General features: G+C 68.5%; 15 protein-coding genes. 3 read left to right on the top strand and 12 right to left on the bottom strand.

What is annotated here, in order from left to right:
* Window positions 1-6 precede the first annotated feature (6 nt).
* The 4 genes from DFI_RS10215 to DFI_RS10200 are packed head-to-tail and all read right to left on the bottom strand — an operon-like array spanning window position 7 to window position 3574.
* A complete protein-coding gene (locus tag DFI_RS10215; protein WP_027463039.1) occupies window positions 7-1131 on the bottom strand; it encodes a sodium ion-translocating decarboxylase subunit beta in 1125 nt (374 codons plus the stop codon).
* A 3-nt stretch (window positions 1132-1134) separates the two neighbouring features.
* On the bottom strand, window positions 1135-1608 hold the full coding sequence (locus DFI_RS10210; protein WP_027463038.1) for an acyl-CoA carboxylase biotin carboxyl carrier protein subunit: 474 nt from the start codon (window positions 1606-1608) through the stop codon (window positions 1135-1137).
* A 6-nt stretch (window positions 1609-1614) separates the two neighbouring features.
* Window positions 1615-2010 carry an OadG family protein gene (locus tag DFI_RS10205; RefSeq protein WP_027463037.1) on the bottom strand — a complete coding sequence of 132 codons (396 nt, stop codon included), beginning with the start codon at window positions 2008-2010 and terminating at the stop codon, window positions 1615-1617.
* Between the two features lie 4 nt (window positions 2011-2014).
* Window positions 2015-3574 carry an acyl-CoA carboxylase subunit beta gene (locus DFI_RS10200; RefSeq protein WP_027463036.1) on the bottom strand — a complete coding sequence of 520 codons (1560 nt, stop codon included), beginning with the start codon at window positions 3572-3574 and terminating at the stop codon, window positions 2015-2017.
* A 260-nt stretch (window positions 3575-3834) separates the two neighbouring features.
* Between DFI_RS10200 and DFI_RS10195 the strand changes: the two genes are divergently transcribed.
* The 3 genes from DFI_RS10195 to DFI_RS10185 are packed head-to-tail and all read left to right on the top strand — an operon-like array spanning window position 3835 to window position 8190.
* Complete coding sequence (locus DFI_RS10195) at window positions 3835-6066, top strand: DUF5682 family protein (RefSeq protein WP_027463035.1); 2232 nt, start codon at window positions 3835-3837, stop codon at window positions 6064-6066.
* Window positions 6063-7247 (top strand): VWA domain-containing protein, encoded by a 1185-nt coding sequence (locus DFI_RS10190; RefSeq protein ID WP_027463034.1) that lies wholly within the window; start codon window positions 6063-6065, stop codon window positions 7245-7247. Before DFI_RS10195 ends, DFI_RS10190 begins: the two co-directional genes overlap by 4 nt.
* Before the next feature lie 46 nt (window positions 7248-7293).
* Complete coding sequence (locus tag DFI_RS10185) at window positions 7294-8190, top strand: MBL fold metallo-hydrolase (protein WP_051307780.1); 897 nt, start codon at window positions 7294-7296, stop codon at window positions 8188-8190.
* Here DFI_RS10185 and DFI_RS10180 read toward each other — a convergent pair.
* The 8 genes from DFI_RS10180 to DFI_RS10145 form a co-directional block, all read right to left on the bottom strand.
* Window positions 8139-8537, bottom strand: coding sequence for a 2Fe-2S iron-sulfur cluster-binding protein (locus tag DFI_RS10180; protein WP_027463033.1), 399 nt, complete (start codon window positions 8535-8537; stop codon window positions 8139-8141). The two genes, DFI_RS10185 and DFI_RS10180, sit on opposite strands and share 52 nt — an antisense overlap.
* Window positions 8538-8559: 22 nt before the next feature.
* Complete coding sequence (locus DFI_RS10175) at window positions 8560-9369, bottom strand: hypothetical protein (protein ID WP_027463032.1); 810 nt, start codon at window positions 9367-9369, stop codon at window positions 8560-8562.
* Window positions 9370-9438: 69 nt separating this feature from the next.
* The gene (locus tag DFI_RS10170; protein ID WP_081425838.1) at window positions 9439-10251 is read right to left on the bottom strand and encodes a PulJ/GspJ family protein; all 813 of its coding nucleotides are present in this window, start codon (window positions 10249-10251) and stop codon (window positions 9439-9441) included.
* Window positions 10248-10649: a prepilin-type N-terminal cleavage/methylation domain-containing protein gene (locus tag DFI_RS10165; protein ID WP_027463030.1), complete on the bottom strand. Its 402-nt coding sequence runs from the start codon at window positions 10647-10649 to the stop codon at window positions 10248-10250. Before DFI_RS10165 ends, DFI_RS10170 begins: the two co-directional genes overlap by 4 nt.
* Window positions 10646-11128 carry a pilus assembly FimT family protein gene (locus DFI_RS10160; protein WP_043778075.1) on the bottom strand — a complete coding sequence of 161 codons (483 nt, stop codon included), beginning with the start codon at window positions 11126-11128 and terminating at the stop codon, window positions 10646-10648. Before DFI_RS10160 ends, DFI_RS10165 begins: the two co-directional genes overlap by 4 nt.
* The gene (locus tag DFI_RS10155) at window positions 11125-12804 is read right to left on the bottom strand and encodes a PilX N-terminal domain-containing pilus assembly protein (protein WP_027463029.1); all 1680 of its coding nucleotides are present in this window, start codon (window positions 12802-12804) and stop codon (window positions 11125-11127) included. Before DFI_RS10155 ends, DFI_RS10160 begins: the two co-directional genes overlap by 4 nt.
* Before the next feature lie 159 nt (window positions 12805-12963).
* Window positions 12964-14586: a PilX N-terminal domain-containing pilus assembly protein gene (locus tag DFI_RS10150; RefSeq protein WP_027463028.1), complete on the bottom strand. Its 1623-nt coding sequence runs from the start codon at window positions 14584-14586 to the stop codon at window positions 12964-12966.
* A gap of 92 nt (window positions 14587-14678) precedes the next feature.
* Complete coding sequence (locus DFI_RS10145; protein ID WP_027463027.1) at window positions 14679-15755, bottom strand: peptidase C39 family protein; 1077 nt, start codon at window positions 15753-15755, stop codon at window positions 14679-14681.
* Window positions 15756-16006 lie beyond the last annotated feature (251 nt).

Genomic DNA, 16006 nt, shown 5'->3' with positions numbered 1-16006 from the left:
GCGCGCCTACCCGCCGGCGCCCATCAGGGCCAGCAGCACCCCGCCCGCCACCACCGATGCCACCTGCCCGGCGGCGTTGGCGCCCATGGCGTGCATCAGGACGAAGTTCTCGAAGTCGTCCTCGCTGGCGACCTTCTGCACCACCCGCGCCGCCATCGGGAAGGCGCTGATGCCGGCCGCGCCGATCAGCGGGTTGAACTTCCCGCCCGACAGGACGTTCATGAGCTTCCCGAACAGCAGCCCGGCGGCGGTGTCCAGCCCGAACGCCACGATGCCCAGGCCCAGGATCGCCAGGGTGCTGAGCTTCAGGAACTGCTCGCCGACCATGGTGCTGCCGATCGCCAGGCCCAGGAAGAGGGTCACGGCGTTGGCGACCTCGTTGCTGCTCGCACTCGTGAGCCGCTCCACCACCCGGGACTCGCGCATCAGGTTGCCCAGCATCAGCATGCCGATCAGGGGCGTGGCGAACGGCACGAGCGTGCCGACCAGCAGCGTCACCACGATGGGAAAGAGGACGCGGGTGCGCGGGCTGATGGTCCGCTGCGAGTACGGCATGCGGATCTGCCGTTCCTTCTTCGTGGTCAGCAGCCGCATGATGGGGGGCATGATGATCGGCACCAGCGCCATGTAGCTGTACGCCGCGACCGTGATCGGCCCCAGCATGTGTGGCGCGAGCATGCCGCTCACGTAGATGCTGGTGGGCCCGTCGATGGCGCCGATGATCCCGATGGAGGCGGCCTCGTTGTGCGTGAAGCCCAGCAGCAGCGCCAGGATCAGCGTCAGGAAGATCCCGAACTGCCCGGCGGCGCCGAGCAGCACCATCTTCGGGTTTTCCAGCAGCGGCCCGAAATCGGTGAGCGCGCCGATCCCGATGAAGATTAGCAGCGGGAACAGCTCGTTCCCCACGCCGACGTCGTACAGGAGGCGCAGCATGCCGTCCTCGCCCACCAGCGGCGACAGCGGCAGGTTCGCCAGGACCGCGCCTGCCCCGATGGGCAGCAGCAGCAGCGGCTCGTACTCCTTTTTCACCGCCAGCCAGATCAGCGCGCAGCCCACGGCGATCATGGTCAGCGACTGCCAGGTCACGGCGTTCAGGCCCTGCAACAGGCTGTGCAGCGTGTCGGGGGACATGTCTCAGCCCTCCTCGAAGCGGATCAGCGGGTCGCCGTACTTCACCTGTTGCTTCTCCGCCACGCAGATCTCTGCGACGCGGCCGTCCCGGGGCGCCTGGAGGCTGTTCTTCATCTTCATGGCCTCCAGCACCAGCAGTTCCTCCCCGCGTTTCACGTCGGCGCCCACCCGGGTGGTCACGGCCAGGATCACGCCGGGCATGGGCGCCGTCATCCGGGGGCCGGCGCCGCGCGGCGCGGCGGGCGCGGGGGGCGGGCTGGCGGGCACGGTCACCGGGGAGAGCCCTGGGGCGGCCCGCCCAGGGGCCAGCGGGGGCTCGATGTGCGGGGCGATCACGGCGCCCGCCAGGTCGTCGTGGTCCGCGAGGCGCACCTGCACCTGCTGCCCGCCGACCGTGACCTGGAAGGTGTCGGCGGTGAGTTCGGTCACGTCGATGACGTGGGGTTGCCCGTTGATCTCGATGGTGTAGCGTCGCATCTTCCCTTACCTCTTGGGGGGCGTCTGGTTCTGCAGGGCGCGGCCCAGCGTCACCCAGCGGCTGGCGTGCTGGAGGCTGCCGGGCTGGTGGGTGCGCATGACCGGCGCGGCCTGCTGGCGCCGCACGTCGCGGTGCGTGATCACGGCCACCGCGATCGCCGCGAGCGTGTCCGCGTCCAGGTCCTGCCCGCCGCTCAGGACCTGGAGGACCGGGGGCTTGGCCGGGGCGGGCGGACTCTCGGGTGCGTGGTCCGGCAGGGGAGGGGGGACGGTTTCCCCGCCGGCCGGCCGGTCCAGCCGCCCGATCAGGGTGAGCACAATCATCAGGACGGCCAGCAGCAGGAACACGGTGCCCATGCCGACCACGGTGAGCTGAAGCCCGAACTGGAGGTCTGTGGTCATGGCGTCACACCGGGAAGAGCCCGTGCTTCTTGGGCATCACGCCCTGGGCCTGCACCTTGGTCCGCAGGACCTCCAGCGCGCGAATGAGCCGGGGCCGGGTCTCGCGGGGTTCGATCACCTCGTCGATCTGGCCCAGGTCGGCGGCGCGGTACGGGTTGAAGAACTTCTCCCGGTACTCCCGGATGAACTGCGCCTCGACCCCGGCGGGGTCGTCGGCCTGCGCGATGGCGGCGCGGTTGAGCAGCCGGGCGGCGCCCTCGGCGCCCATCACGGCGATCTGCGCGGTGGGCCACGCAAAGGCCACGTCGTTGCGCATCTGCTTGCTGCTCATGGCGACGTAACTGCCGCCGATGGCCTTGCGGGTCACCACGCTGATCTTGGGCACGGTCGCCTGGCAGTACGAGTAGATGATCTTCGCGCCGTGCCGGATCACGCCCAGATGCTCCTGGTCGGTGCCGGGCAGGTACCCGGGGCAGTCCACGAAGGTGATCAGCGGCAGGTTGTACATGTCGCAGATGCGGATGAAGCGGCTGATCTTGTCGCTGCTGTCGATGTCCAGCGCGCCGGCCAGGACGGTCGGCTGGTTGGCGACGACGCCCACCGGGTAGCCATCCAGGCGCGCGAAGGCGGTCACGGCGTTTTTCGCGTAGTGCTCGTGCACTTCCAGCAGGCTGCCCGGGTCGAAGATCATGCCGAGCACGGTCCGCATGTCGTACGCCTCGCGGTCGTCGGCGGGAATCACGCTGTTCAGGCGTTCGTCCATGCGGTCGGGCGAGTCGTGCGGCGTGAGGTGGGGGGCGTCGTCGTGGTTGTTCTGCGGCAGGTAGCCCAGCAGCACCTTGGTGAGCGCCAGCGCGTCCTGTTCGTCGGGGGTCACGAAGTGCGCCACGCCGCTGCGCGAGTTGTGCACCCACGCGCCGCCCAGCGTCTCGGCCGTCACCTGCTCGCCGGTGACGGCCTGCACGATGTCCGGCCCGGTCAGGAACATGTTGCTGGTGCCCTCGGCCATGATCACGAAGTCCGTCAGGGCCGGGGAGTACACCGCCCCGCCCGCGCAGGGCCCCAGGATCAGGGAAATCTGCGGGATCACGCCGGAGGCCATCACGTTCCGCACGAACAGCTCCCCGTACGCCGCGAGGCTGCGCACGCCCTCCTGCACGCGCGCGCCGCCCGAGTCGTTCAGGCCGATGATCGGGATGCCGCTGGCCAGCGCGAGGTCCTGGATGCGGCTGATCTTCTGCGCCTGCACCTCGCTGAAGGACCCGCCCAGCACCGTGAAATCCTGCGCGAACACCGCCACGCGGCGGCCGTTGACCTTGCCGAAGCCCGTGACAACGCCGTCGCCGGGGTAGCGCTGGTGGTCCATGCCGAAGTCGGTCTGCTGGTGCGTGGCGAGCGCGCCGAGTTCCTGGAAGGAGTCCTCGTCGAGCAGCAGCGCCAGTCGCTCGCGGGCGGTCATCTTGCCGCGGGCGTGCTGGGCCTGAATGCGGGCCGGCCCGCCGCCCTGCACGGCGCGCTGGCGCATCTGCCGCAGGGTGGCGAGCTGGTCGTGGTTGTCTTCCATGGTCGGTCCGTCCTTGAGGGGGAGCGAGGGGGGAAAGGGGCCATCCGGGTGGACCTGGATGGGTCAAGGGGACTGTAGCGGCCGGGCGGGAGCCGAATGCCTCCCCGGCCAGGGGGCAGGGACACGCCCGCGTGATTACGTTATTGACGTAATCGTAAGCGGTGACCTAATCTGAACGGGAAGCCACCCCGCTCCCCCAAGGACCCCATGCCCCAGCCCACCCCCTGCCCCCCACACCCCCACCCCGCGAGGCCCGGCGCGTGACCGTCTCCATCTTCCCCATCCGGCACCATGGCCCCGGCAGCGCCCGCAGCCTGGACCACGCCCTGCGCGCCCTCCAGCCCGACATGCTGCTGGTGGAAGGCCCCGCCGACGGCGACGCGGTGCTGCCCTTCCTGACCCGCGAGGACCTGGAGCCCCCGGTGGCCCTGCTCGCCTACGCCACCGGCGACCCCGCCCGCGCGTCCTTCTGGCCGTTCGCGGCCTTCAGCCCGGAATACGTGGCGTTCCGCTGGGCGGCCCAGGCGGGCGTGCCGGCCCGCTTCATGGACCTCCCCGCCAGCGCCACCGTGGGCGCCACCGCCGAAGACCGCCTGGACGCCGAAGCGGAGGGGCTGCTGGTGGGCACTGACACCCCCGAACCCGACACGGAGCTGCGCACCGACCCGCTCAGGCTGCTGGCCGCCGCCGCCGGGTACGCCGACTTCGAACCGTGGTGGGAGACGCTGGTCGAAGCCCGCGGCCATGACCTGGACGTGTTCGGCGCGGTCCTGGAGGCCATGCACGCCGTGCGCGCGGACGCCGGGCCCGCCAGGGGCCACGAGGCGCAGCGCGAGGCCTTCATGCGCCAGACCATCCGCGCCGCGCAGAAAGAAGGCTTCGGGCGCATCGCCGTGGTGTGCGGCGCGTGGCACGCCCCCGCCCTGGACGTCACGCAGGTCCGGGCCCGGGAGGACGCCGCCCTGCTGCGCGGCCTGCCGAAAACGAAGGTCACGCTCACCTGGGTGCCGTGGACGCACGGCCGCCTGAGCGCCAGCAGCGGGTACAGCGCGGGCGTCCGGTCCCCCGGGTACTACCACCACCTGTTCACCACCCCCGAGCACGTCACCGAACGGTGGTTCGCGCGCGCCGCCCGGCTGCTGCGCGGCGAACGCCTGGACGCCAGCAGCGCCAGCGTGATCGAGGCGACCCGCCTGGCGAACACCCTGGCCGCCCTGCGTGGCCGCGCCGTGCCCGGCCTGGACGAACTGAACGAGGCGACCCTGAGCGTGTTCGGCTGGGACAGCGACCTGCCGCTGCGCCTGGTGGAGGCGAAACTGATCGTGGGCGAGGCGCTGGGCCGCGTGCCGGAAGACACCCCCACCGTGCCGCTCGCGCAGGACCTCGCCCGGCTGCAGAAGACCCTGCGGCTGAAGGTGCAGGCCGAGCCGCACGACCTCACCCTGGACCTGCGGCAGGACACCGACCTGGCCCGCTCCGCGCTGTTTCACCGCCTGAACCTGCTGAACGTGCCCTGGGCGCAGGAACGGCACGCGGGCGGGCGCGGCACCTTCAAGGAAGCCTGGGCGCTGGCCTGGAAACCGGAGTTCAGCGTACGGCTCGTGGAAGCCAGCCGCGCCGGGCAGACCGTGGAACAGGCCGCCACCACCCTCGCCGTGGAACGCGCGCACGGCAGCGCCCGCCTGAGCGACCTGACGGCCCTGCTCGAAGCGGTCCGGTACGCGGACCTGCGGGCCGCCGTGCCACCCGCCCTGGACGCCCTGAACGCCCGCGCCGCCCTGAACGCCGACGTGACCGACCTGCTGGGTGCCCTGCCGCCCCTGGCCCGCCTCGCGCGGTACGGCGACGTCCGTGGCCGGGACGGCGACCGCGATCTGAACGCCGAGGCGACCTTCCGCACGCTGCTCACCCGGGCCAGCGTGGGCGTCCCCACCGCCGCCGTGGGTCTGGCCGGGGACGCCGCGCAGGACCTGAGGAGCGCCGTGCAGGACGGCGACGCCAGCGTGCGCCTGCTGGACGACCCGGCCGCCCTGAGCGAGTGGCAGGCCGCCCTGCGCCGCCTCGCGGACCGCGAGGACGCCCACCCCCTGCTGGTCGGGGACGCCGTGCGCCGCCTGCGCGACGCCGGGCAGCTGGACCCTGCCGAGGTGGAACGCCGCCTGAGCGTCGCGCTGGGCGCCGCCGCGCCGCTCGCCGTGACCGAGTGGCTGGACGGCTTCCTGGGCCACAGCGGCACCCTGCTGATTCACGACGCGGCCCTGCTGGCGCTGCTGGACGGCTGGCTCACCGGCCTGGACGCCGCGGTGTTCCAGGAGGTGCTGCCGCTGCTGCGGCGCGTGTTCTCCCGCTTCGAGAAGGCCGAACGCCGCGCCATCGGCGGGCAGCTCCGCGGCGGCAATGGCCGGGCCCCTCTGGCCGCGGCCGCCCTGCACGAGGAGCGCGCCCTGCGGGTCGTGCCGCTGACCCTGAAAATCCTGGGGGTGAACGCATGACGCCCGACCCGGAACGCCAGCGGCGCTGGCGGCTGGTGCTGGGCGGCGGGGACGCCGACGGCCTGACCGACGAGGCCGGCGGCCCCGAGATCGCCCTGAACATCGAGGACAGGCGCATGGACGCCGCCCTGAGCGGCCTGTACGACACGCCCGACGGCCCGCGCCGCGGCGGGCTGGGCGGCAGCGCCCCGAAAGTCGCCCGCTGGCTCGCCGACGTCCGCGAGTTCTTCCCGGCCAGCGTGGTGCGCGTGATGCAGCAGGACGCCATCGAGCGGCTGAACCTCACGCAGCTGCTGTTCGAACCCGAGATGCTCGACTCCGTCGAACCGGACGTGAACCTGGTCGGCACCCTGCTGTCCCTGAAGGGCGTGATGCCCGCCCGGGCCAAGGACGCCGCGCGCGCCGTGGTGCGCCGCGTCGTGGACGACCTGACCCGCCGCCTGGAGGAACCCACCCGCGCCGCCGTGACCGGCAGCCTGAACCGCGCCCAGCGCAACTTCCGGCCCCGGCCCAGCGAGATCGACTGGAACGGCACCATCCGCCGCAACCTGCGCCACTACCTCCCGGAGCGCCACACCGTCATCCCCGAGAAACTCGTGGGGTACGGGCGCAAACGCCGCGCCCTGCGGGACATCGTGCTGTGCCTGGACCAGTCGGGCAGCATGGCCTCCAGCGTCGTGTACGCCGGCGTGTTCGGCGCGGTGCTGGCCAGCCTGCCTGCCGTGAACACCCGCGTGATCGCCTTCGACACCGAGGTCGCCGACCTCAGCGAACACCTGGACGACCCGGTGGACGTCCTGTACGGCATTCAGCTGGGCGGCGGCACCGACATCAACCGCGCCCTGGCCTACGCGCAGGGCACCATCACGAACCCCGAACAGACCATCCTGGTGCTGATCTCCGACCTGTACGAGGGCGGCAACGAACGCGAGATGCTGGCCCGCGCCCGCGCCCTCAAAGACGCCGGCGTGAACGTCATCGCCCTGCTGGCCCTCTCGGACGACGGCGCGCCCAGCTACGACCACGGGGTCGCCCGGACCTTCACCACGATGGGCATCCCCGCCTTCGCCTGCACGCCCGACCACTTCCCCGGCCTGATGGCCGCCGCCATCCGCGGGGACGACATCGCCACCTGGGCCGGCGAGCAGGGCATCGTCACGAAAGGCGGCGCGGCCGGCTAGGGCAGACGCGGCCCGGCCACCCTTTGCGCAGCCCTATGCTGGCATCGTGATTCATCACGTCCAGATCGGAACCGCCGACCTCTACGCCCTCCAGATCTGGCCGGTGCAGCAGCTGCCCGCCGCGGACGTCCTGCGCACCCACGACGAGGCGGCCCTCGCCGCCCACCACGCCCGCCACCCGGCCCTCTCGCACCGCGGCGGCACGCTGCTGAACTTCACCCTGCACGCCTTCCTGATCCGTCACGCCGGCCGGACCCTCCTGGTGGACACCGGCGAACCCGTCACCAGGAACGGAGCGGTGCTTGACTGGGGCCTCGCCGCCCTCGGCGTGACCCCGGACGACATCGACCTCGTGTTCCTCACCCACCGCGACGACGACCACGTGGGCGGCGTGCTCACCCCCGGCGGGCAGCCGCGCTTCCCGCGCGCGCGGTACCTGATGGCCCGGCACGAGGCCGAGGGCTTCCGGGCCGACCCGGGCCGCGCCGACCAGTGGCGCACCACCCTGGGCCCCCTGCAGGACGCCGGGCGCCTGGACCTGCTGGACGACGGCGCCGAGATCAGCCCCGGCCTCACCACCCTCCCCACGCCCGGCCACCGCCCCGGCGCCACCAGCCTGTACCTCCAGGACGGTGGGCACTCCGCGCTGCTCCTGGCCGACACCCTGCACGTCCCCCTCCAGGTCACCCACCCCGACTGGTCCAGCGTGTGGGACGCCGACCCGGACCAGGCCGCCCACACCCGCACCGACGTGCTGACCCGGGCCGAAACGCAGGGGGGCCTGCTCGCCGTGCCGCACATCCCGGGCGCCTTCGGGACCGTGCACAGGGACAGCGCCAGCGGGCCCCTCCAGTGGGCACCGGCCGGCGCCGTCCTCACCCCCGCTGAGCCTCAGCCTTCGGTGCTCGCCCCCGGCCGCGTGGACCACACCGGCTCCGGCTGAATCTCCTCCGCGGGCGCCTTTCCGGCCTCCAGGCCCGTGGACGACACCGTCTGCAACACCGTGACCGCCATCCCCTCCGCGCACTCGATCTGACAGGACAGCCGCGCCACGCCCAGCAGCTCCTTCTCCTTCAGCTTGTCATGCTCGGCGGCCGTCATCAGGTCCGGCTCACCCTCCTGGAACGACACGCGGCACGTCGTGCACTTCGCCTGCCCCCCGCAGCGGTGCAGGATGTCCACCCCCGCCCGCTCCAGCGCCAGCACCAGCCGCTCGCCCGCCTGCGCCTGCACCACGCCGAAACCCTCCACCCGCACCGACACCAGCTGCCCACCATCCACTTGAGTCATGCGCCCAGCATGACACGGCCGGCTACCCCTCCCCGCCCGCCCGGTGCGCCCGCACCTTGAACACGCTCAGCCCCGCCCCCCGCTCATCCAGCGCCCGCGCAAACGCCGCCGCGTCGTTCAGCGGCGCGCTCCCCCCCTTCGACGCCGCGGACTTCCCCGGCGGCACCGGCGCGAACCGCCGCGCCCGGAACATCCCCGGATGCTCCTCGAACACCGCCGTCACCCCCGCCGGCAACGCCTCCAGATGCCGCGCGAACGCCTGCTCCTGCACCAGCTCCGCCTGCATCACCCCCACCGGCCCCATCCCCGACAGCAGCCGGTCAATCAACCCGAACACCAGCGCCGCGTACTCCTCCACCTCAGCCCGGCGCGGCAGGTACCCCCGGTGAATCACCCGGTTCCGGAACTCCGCCCCCAGCGCCTTCGCCGTCAGAAATTCCGGCTCCCGGCCCTCCCGCAGCAGGTAGGCCAGCGCGAACATCCCCAGCTGCCGCTCCGACTGGCTCGCCACATGCCGCCACGTCCCCTCCAGCACCCCCAGCGCCTCCCCGAACTCCTGCGCCGAATCCGCCGCCCGCTCCAGCGCAAACGCCCGCACGTAAAACTCGAAGAAGCGCTCCAGGGCCGCCGCGAAACTCGCCACCGCCTCCCGCGCGTACCCGTCCATGAGGGCCCGCGTCCCCAGATCAAACAGCACCTCGAACTTCTGCTTGCGCACAAACACGCACGACCGCGCCCCACACGCCCCGCACGTCACGTCATGCACGCTGCTGTCCGCGAACTCCACCCGGTTCTCCCCCCCACACACCGGACACACCGTCACGAAAAACATGCGCGCAGTCTAAGCGCCCAACGCAAAACCCCCCGGACAGGCCAGGGGGCGAACAGGCACAGCCAGCACTCAGGGAACGTTGCGCGCCTGCACCGTCATCGTGAACGGCCCGGTAGTCGGCAGGAACGTCGTCGTACCCCGCACCCGCTGCTTATCCCGGAAATTCAGGGTCAGTTCCTTGGTCGTCGTGTTATACGCAAAAGGCACGTTCCCCGCGCCCAGCTCGCTCTTCGGCGCCAGATAATCCGAGACGATATATCGGTCAAAGTTCGAGACACTGGTCAGGCTGGCCAGATGCACACCGGAAGTGTCTTCCCGCAAAGCAGAGCAACCGGTCCGGCTTGAAGCTTCCAGGGTACTCTGGTAGGTCACGTTTCCACTTGAATCAGTCTCCCGAATCACGCAGGTGGACGGAGCACTCGTGCTGGTACCTGGGTCCTTCGAACGAAATTCGAACAGGACATTTACATTGGAGTCAGCCCAAGAGTCAGCCACCTTGTCATTGGCATTCGTGACATCTGACCTCGGAGACATGCGGAAAATGACCAGTTGGTACTTCGCCACTACACCTGTATCTGTTTCCTTTGGAACAGTGAGCAGCAAACATGGGTAATCCGTCGTGCAGGCAAACGATGGAGAGGAATTGATCGTAAACTCGCTGGTAACGACCCGCACTCTGGCTGCCGATCTCACTTGATCCCCTACATACCCTGTGACGTCATTCAAGTCGTTCAGGCTGCGTGCCATAGCGTTCGTGCGCGTTGAGACATTCAGGGTAGACATCTGCCAGTTCAGGATTAGTGCAAGGACGATGCCTAGGAGGCCCATGGCTATCAGGACCTCAATCAGTGTGAAGCCCTCCGTGCGGCCCGCTGACTTCATAGAGGCCGTCCCAGGTCCAACGTGAAGACCTGTTGCGCGTAAGTGCTGTGAGTGCAGGTCAGAGTGACGCGCTTGATCTGTCCGGCCGCGATGCTAGGATCAGGCTGAGAGTTCAGAGCACGGACGCAGCTGTAGTTGTTGACCTTGGCTGCTTCCGGTGCGGCCGGAAGGGAAGTTGCAGCCGTTACGGAGTCGAACTCGGTCACCGTGTCCATAGCAGCCCGAGCCTGCTCCATAAACTGCTTTGCGCCAATGGTTACGGCTTGATCGGCGCGCGTCTGCCCGTTCACCTTAAAGATCGTGGGGAACATGGCAAGGACGGCTGCTGCGACCACAGCAAAGATTGCCAGAGCCACCAGAATCTCAATGAGGGTCAGGCCAGAGGACTGTGCTTTCATCTGATCACCGTCTTTCCCAGAACACTGGTAATACGAATCGTACGACTGATGGTGGTGTTGCCCGTCCAAGCAACGGTGTACTCATTTGGAGAGGCGTCGGTCGTGCCGTAAGGAGGCACGAAGTTGACATTGATCTCGGTGGAGTTAGACGTCATCTGTGTACCGCGGGGCAGGGTTCTCGTTTGGGTGCTGACGGCCGTTCCAGTACAGGTGGATGTGGTAAAGCGCTCAATCAGGTATGTCGTGGCGTTGGTGCTGGCGCTGGGCTGAATACGCCAGCAGGCGTTCTCGCGTTTGGCGCTGGTACGCGTGCGGTCCACGTCGCGTGCGAACTGTTGCGCGCCCTCCATCACAGCGCTGCTGGCCCGCCAGCGGGTGTAACTGCCGAAACCCAGGGCCAGCAGGATGCCGAGGATGGCAATCACAACCAGCACTTCGATGAGCGTGAAGCCCTGTTTGGAGTGAGAGGCGTGGATCACCGCTGTCTCCAGGTGCCGGCCACCGGGTCAAAGGTGGGCGGGGAGAGAAGAGCACCAGCGGCCAGGAGTGCAGCGCGGTCGAAGGTGATCTTGCCCTGTCCCTGCCCGGTCCCGGCCACTTTGGTGTCGCAGTCGTTGCCGCCCGGGTTGGTGTCGGAAGGAGGAATGGATACACATTCGGTGCCGTTGATGATCTGGGTGGCGCCCTCGGCGATCACGGCGCCGCGGATGGTGGAGTTGCCCTGCTGGTCGTAGTCACCCATGACGTAGATGGCCCCGGAGAAGCCGGCGTCACAGGTGCCGTTCACGGTAAGGTTGCCTTTCACGATCAGCAGGCCGCTGCCGCACAGTTGCTGGCTGCCGCTGAGGCTGGTGGTGCCGTCGATGAACGTGATGTCCTTGCCACCCAGGGCCTCGCCGACCCTGCCGTTGAAGTTCTGCCCGGTGGTGGTAACGTCCACCCAGCCGTTCCAGTTGTTCGCGGGGTAGTTCAGCATTTGCGCCTTGGTCTGCCCGAGGACGAACGTGAAGAGGTCCGGGTTGGAGTTGCTGTTGAAGGGATTCATGTTCCGCAGGCGGAGATCATTGGAGGATACACCGTTGTAGGTTTGGTCCTGTCCGGTCACGCCGTAGCCGGACTGCACGGCTTTCACGTCGCGGGCGATGGCTGCCCCTTCCGGGATGGTGGCGGTCAGGGTGGTGGAAACGTCCCAGTTGATGGTGACGCGTTTGTTGGTTTCGTCTGTGCTGACCACAGTGCCGGTCATGTTGCCCACCCGCACGCGGGAGCCGTCCACGAAGTACTCGGGGTCCGTGACGTTGATGACGGACAGGCCGCCTGACACCTGCGTGAAGGGCGTGGTCACGGCCGAGTCCACGCGGCGGATGGGGGTGCTAGCCGCGAAGTTCGTGGTCGTGGTGGTGCCGTCAAGCGAGGCCAGCGTGACGCGGCTGGTCTTGTAGTTCACGCCCGTGACCTTGAAGGTGGTGTTGTTCAGGACCACGTAGTTGCCCTTGGAGAGCAGCAGCTGGTCGGTGAGGGTGGAGGTGAGCTGAATATCCGTGCCGGGCAGGTCCGCAGCGCCGGTCAGCCGGGCGATGGTGGTCGTGCCGTCCGATTTCAGGCCACTGGCATTGGTGTTGTACGATTCCCCTTCCACGGAAGCGTTCCCGGTGACGTCCACGTTCGGGTAAGACACCAGGGGCGCGTCGGCGCGGATGTTGAAGCCGGGGGAGTGGGTGGCATAGAAGTCCTGGAGGACGGCCTTGCGGGTTTCCCCCTGCACGGTGCCGACCGCCTCGATGGAGAAGTTCTTCTTGCTGGGTCTTCCCGTGACACTGAGGGTCGCGCCGTTATAGGTGTTCAGGCCGTACTGCACGATCCAGGCCTGCAGGTCATCGGGCTCGGTGCCCCGGAACAGGGCGGCATCATCTAGCGTGGCCATTTTGGCCTGGAAGCGCTGTGCGAAGGTGTTCACGGCGCTCTCCGAGTTCAGGAGGGCCTGGTAGGCGGCACGTTCGTTCACGCCACCTGTCCGGGCGCCGAGGCTCATGGTGGCGGTGGTGCTGACGATGATCATGAGAATGACGACGGTGAAGAGCAGGACGACGACGAGGGCCACGCCGTCCTGCCTGCGGGGGCGGAGACCAGCTCGTGGGGGGAGGGTGTCGCTCATGTCCTCAGCTTATGCGCCCCCGGTGGTGGGCTGCACCCCCAAAGCAGGGGCCCCCCAACCGGGTGCGCCGGATGATGATTTCCTCAAGATTCACAGAGATTCAGAGGGGGGTGCTCTCGGATGGCGGCTGAGTGGAGGTGATGCGTCTCTGCACGGGTGTTAGCGCTGGCGCCAGGTACCCTTCACGGCGCCCAGGGTGGCGTTGCCTCGCACAGCGGCCAACTGCTTGCGAAGTGCGACGGCATTAAAGTTCACGTCGAGACTTCCGGTCAGGTTAGTGACGGTGTCATCGGTTGTCAGCCCCTCGATGGGACCGCCCCGTACGGCAATGGCGCCATTCACGGTCAGGTTCCCGTTGAATTTGCCGCCCTGGTTGCCGCGAAAGTAGATCAGGCCGTTGAAGACCGTGTTGCCATTCACGTTGGAGTTGATGTCGCCGTCCACGATGAGGATGCCGCTGGAATTACTGTTTTTGATTACGTCATCGAAATCCTCAGCGCGGATACGGCGGATCTCGTTCTGCATGGGCCCCGCATTCGTACCGGAGAGAGGAATGGTGTCGATCTGCTCATCACTCATGCCGAGCACCATCTTGGAGAAGAAGTCCTCGTTGGGATCATCCGGGTTTCCTTGAAGCGTGGGATCGTACGCCCCTTCGCAGGTGATCAGCTGATGCTTGCCGTTCCCGCTTCCCGTGCAGTCTTGTGCGTTGTCCATCCTGTAATCGCCCAGCTTGCTGTGAAGCGGCGTGATCCCCTGCGCGCTGCGCAGGGCCAGGACGTCCCGGATAATCTGTGTACCCTCGGGGAGGAGGGTGGGCAGGTTAGCGGCCCAGTCCAGGGTGATGGTGCCCGCCTGCGCGTCCACTCCCGTCACGGCGGCGCTCTTGCCATTGATGGTGACGACTTCACCCTTCACGAAGTCCCCCGCGTTCGAGGCGCGAAGTGTCATGGGGTCCGTAAAGGCGGTGTAGGACTGGGCCACTGCATTCAGCATGAGGTCTACCTCGCCGGTCAGCTGGTTGGCACTCACAGCGCTGCCGACCGGACTGACCTGTTTGACCTTCAGGCTGTTGCCCGTAATGTCGTCCAGGCGGAGCGTCACACCGTCAATCCTGACGTAATCCCCGACGCGCAAGCCCGTCGAGTCCTGAACGGGCACGGTAAACGTGAGATCTGCCATGGACAGGCTAGACGCTGCGCCCGTCACCCGCGTGATCACCCCGTTGTTCGAGACCCCCGAGACGTTTCCGCTGCCGGTCGCGTCGATGCCAGGCAGCGACTCAATGGCAGAGCGGGGTGAGGGTATGTGCCCCAGGTCCAGCTGCTTGAATTCGAAGTCCTGCAGGGCGACCTTCCGGGTGTTGCCCTCACTGCCGGTGGCGGCAAGCTGGAAGGTGGCGCCGGTGGCGGTCAGCGTCAGGCGCTCGAAGGCCAGGCTGGCCTGACGGCCCCCGGCGGCGTAACTGTTCAGGCCGCCCAGCCAGGCGTTCATGGCGGCATGGTCGGACTGGGGGTTCCCGGTGCGTTTAGGCAGCGGCTGGGTTTTCAGCCGGGCGCTCATCCGGACGGGGAAGGTGTTCAGCGCACTTTCCGCCGCGAGGAGGGCTTGGTAGGCGGCGCGTTCGTTCACCCCGCCGGTCCGAGCGCCGAGGCTCATGGTGGCGGTGGTGCTGATGATGATCATCAGGATGACGACCGTGAACAGCAGGACGACGACCAGCGCGACCCCTTCCTGGCCGCGCCGGCGCGACGGAACGTTGCTGTGAAAAACCGCACTCATTCCTTCAGAGTAAACCGAATTTCATCACAATCTCCCTTCATTGGCCGCCCCCGATGGGGGGGGTGATCCGGGGACGGATGTAGAACCTGCGCTCAGGGCAGGGGTGTGCCGCGCGGGCTGATCACATACGCCAGCCCGCCGCTGTGCGAGAGCCACAGCCGCTCGAAGGCCGTGCGGGGGTAGGTGCGCCGCACCGTGTCGTTGCCGGGCGCGGCCGGATCGTTCAGGACGGGGTTGCCCTGAGCATCGAAGCCGATGAGGACCATCAGGTGCCCGGTGCTGGAGGGCAGGGGCGCGCCCGGCAGTTCACCCTTCTTCCAGCCCAGACTGACGGCCAGCGGCACCCCCGCCGTGATGTACTTCTCCGCGGCGCTCAGGCTGGGAAGGCGGGTCACGAAAGCCCGCAGGCCCTGCTCGGCGGCGTACGCCGTGTTGAAGGGCCAGTTCCCGGTGCCGTCGTACGCGCGGTCATACATGCCCTTCGCGGCAACGGGCACGGTCACGTTCACGCCATGTTTCGCGAGGATCATGCTCACACTGGTGGGGCTGCACCACACCTCCCCGCCGTCCGGGTAGATCATCTGCGAACGCTGCGGCACGTCGATGACCTTCCCCCAGGCGCGGCGGTCGCTGGCCTGCCCCTGCGTGGCCGCGCGCCGCGCCCGGTCAGACGTGTTGAAGGCAAGCAGGCTCAGCTGCGTCCCCGCACCCTTCACGGTCACGCGGTACTGGTAAGTGGTGGCCTTCGCCTTGAGGCGCAGCGTGTCGGTCAGGACCTGCCCGGTCGCGTCGTTCTGGCCGTTCACGCTGCTGCGGCCCTCGGCGGCGCTCCAGGTGCCGAACGAGTACCAGCGGGACCAGGTGCCGCCGGTCTGTACTCGAAGGTCCAGGGTCACGCTCCCGGATGCCCCGGTGCGGGCATTCCAGGACGGCACCAGTTCATCGAACGCCGGGGCGGTCAGGGGCGCTCCGGTCACGGTGCCGCTCGCCGCGCCGGGCGCCAGGGTCAGGACGTCGCCCTGCACGGTGAGGTTCTTCAGGTCGGCCGCCTTCCAGTCGGCGGCGCGTTCATGCAGGGTCGTCGTGGAGTTCGGGTGGGTCATGGTGAGGGCTCCCGCGCCCGCTGAAACCAGCAGGGCCGTTCCGATCAGCACACAGGCCAGGCGCATGCGCGCCACTATGCCGCCTTTCCCCGGCGTCCGCATGAGCCCGCCCGGCCCCAAACGAACTGTGACGGAACTCACCCTCATCTCAGGCAGGGGTGGTGTCATGCTCCCATGACCGCCGTGCTGCTGAAGGTCCTGCTGCTCGACGCCGTGCTGTTCACCGTGATCGGCGTGATCCTGTGGAAGACCCGCAGCCACCGGCGTCGCGCCCCCTGATCCGCACGACCCGATCAAGGCCACCTGCGGACTTAGGA

It is taken from the genome of Deinococcus ficus (assembly GCF_003444775.1).
GTDB lineage: Bacteria > Deinococcota > Deinococci > Deinococcales > Deinococcaceae > Deinococcus > Deinococcus ficus.
The sequence above is the reverse complement of the archived record's forward strand: the minus strand, read 5'-3'. Positions and strand labels throughout refer to the sequence as shown.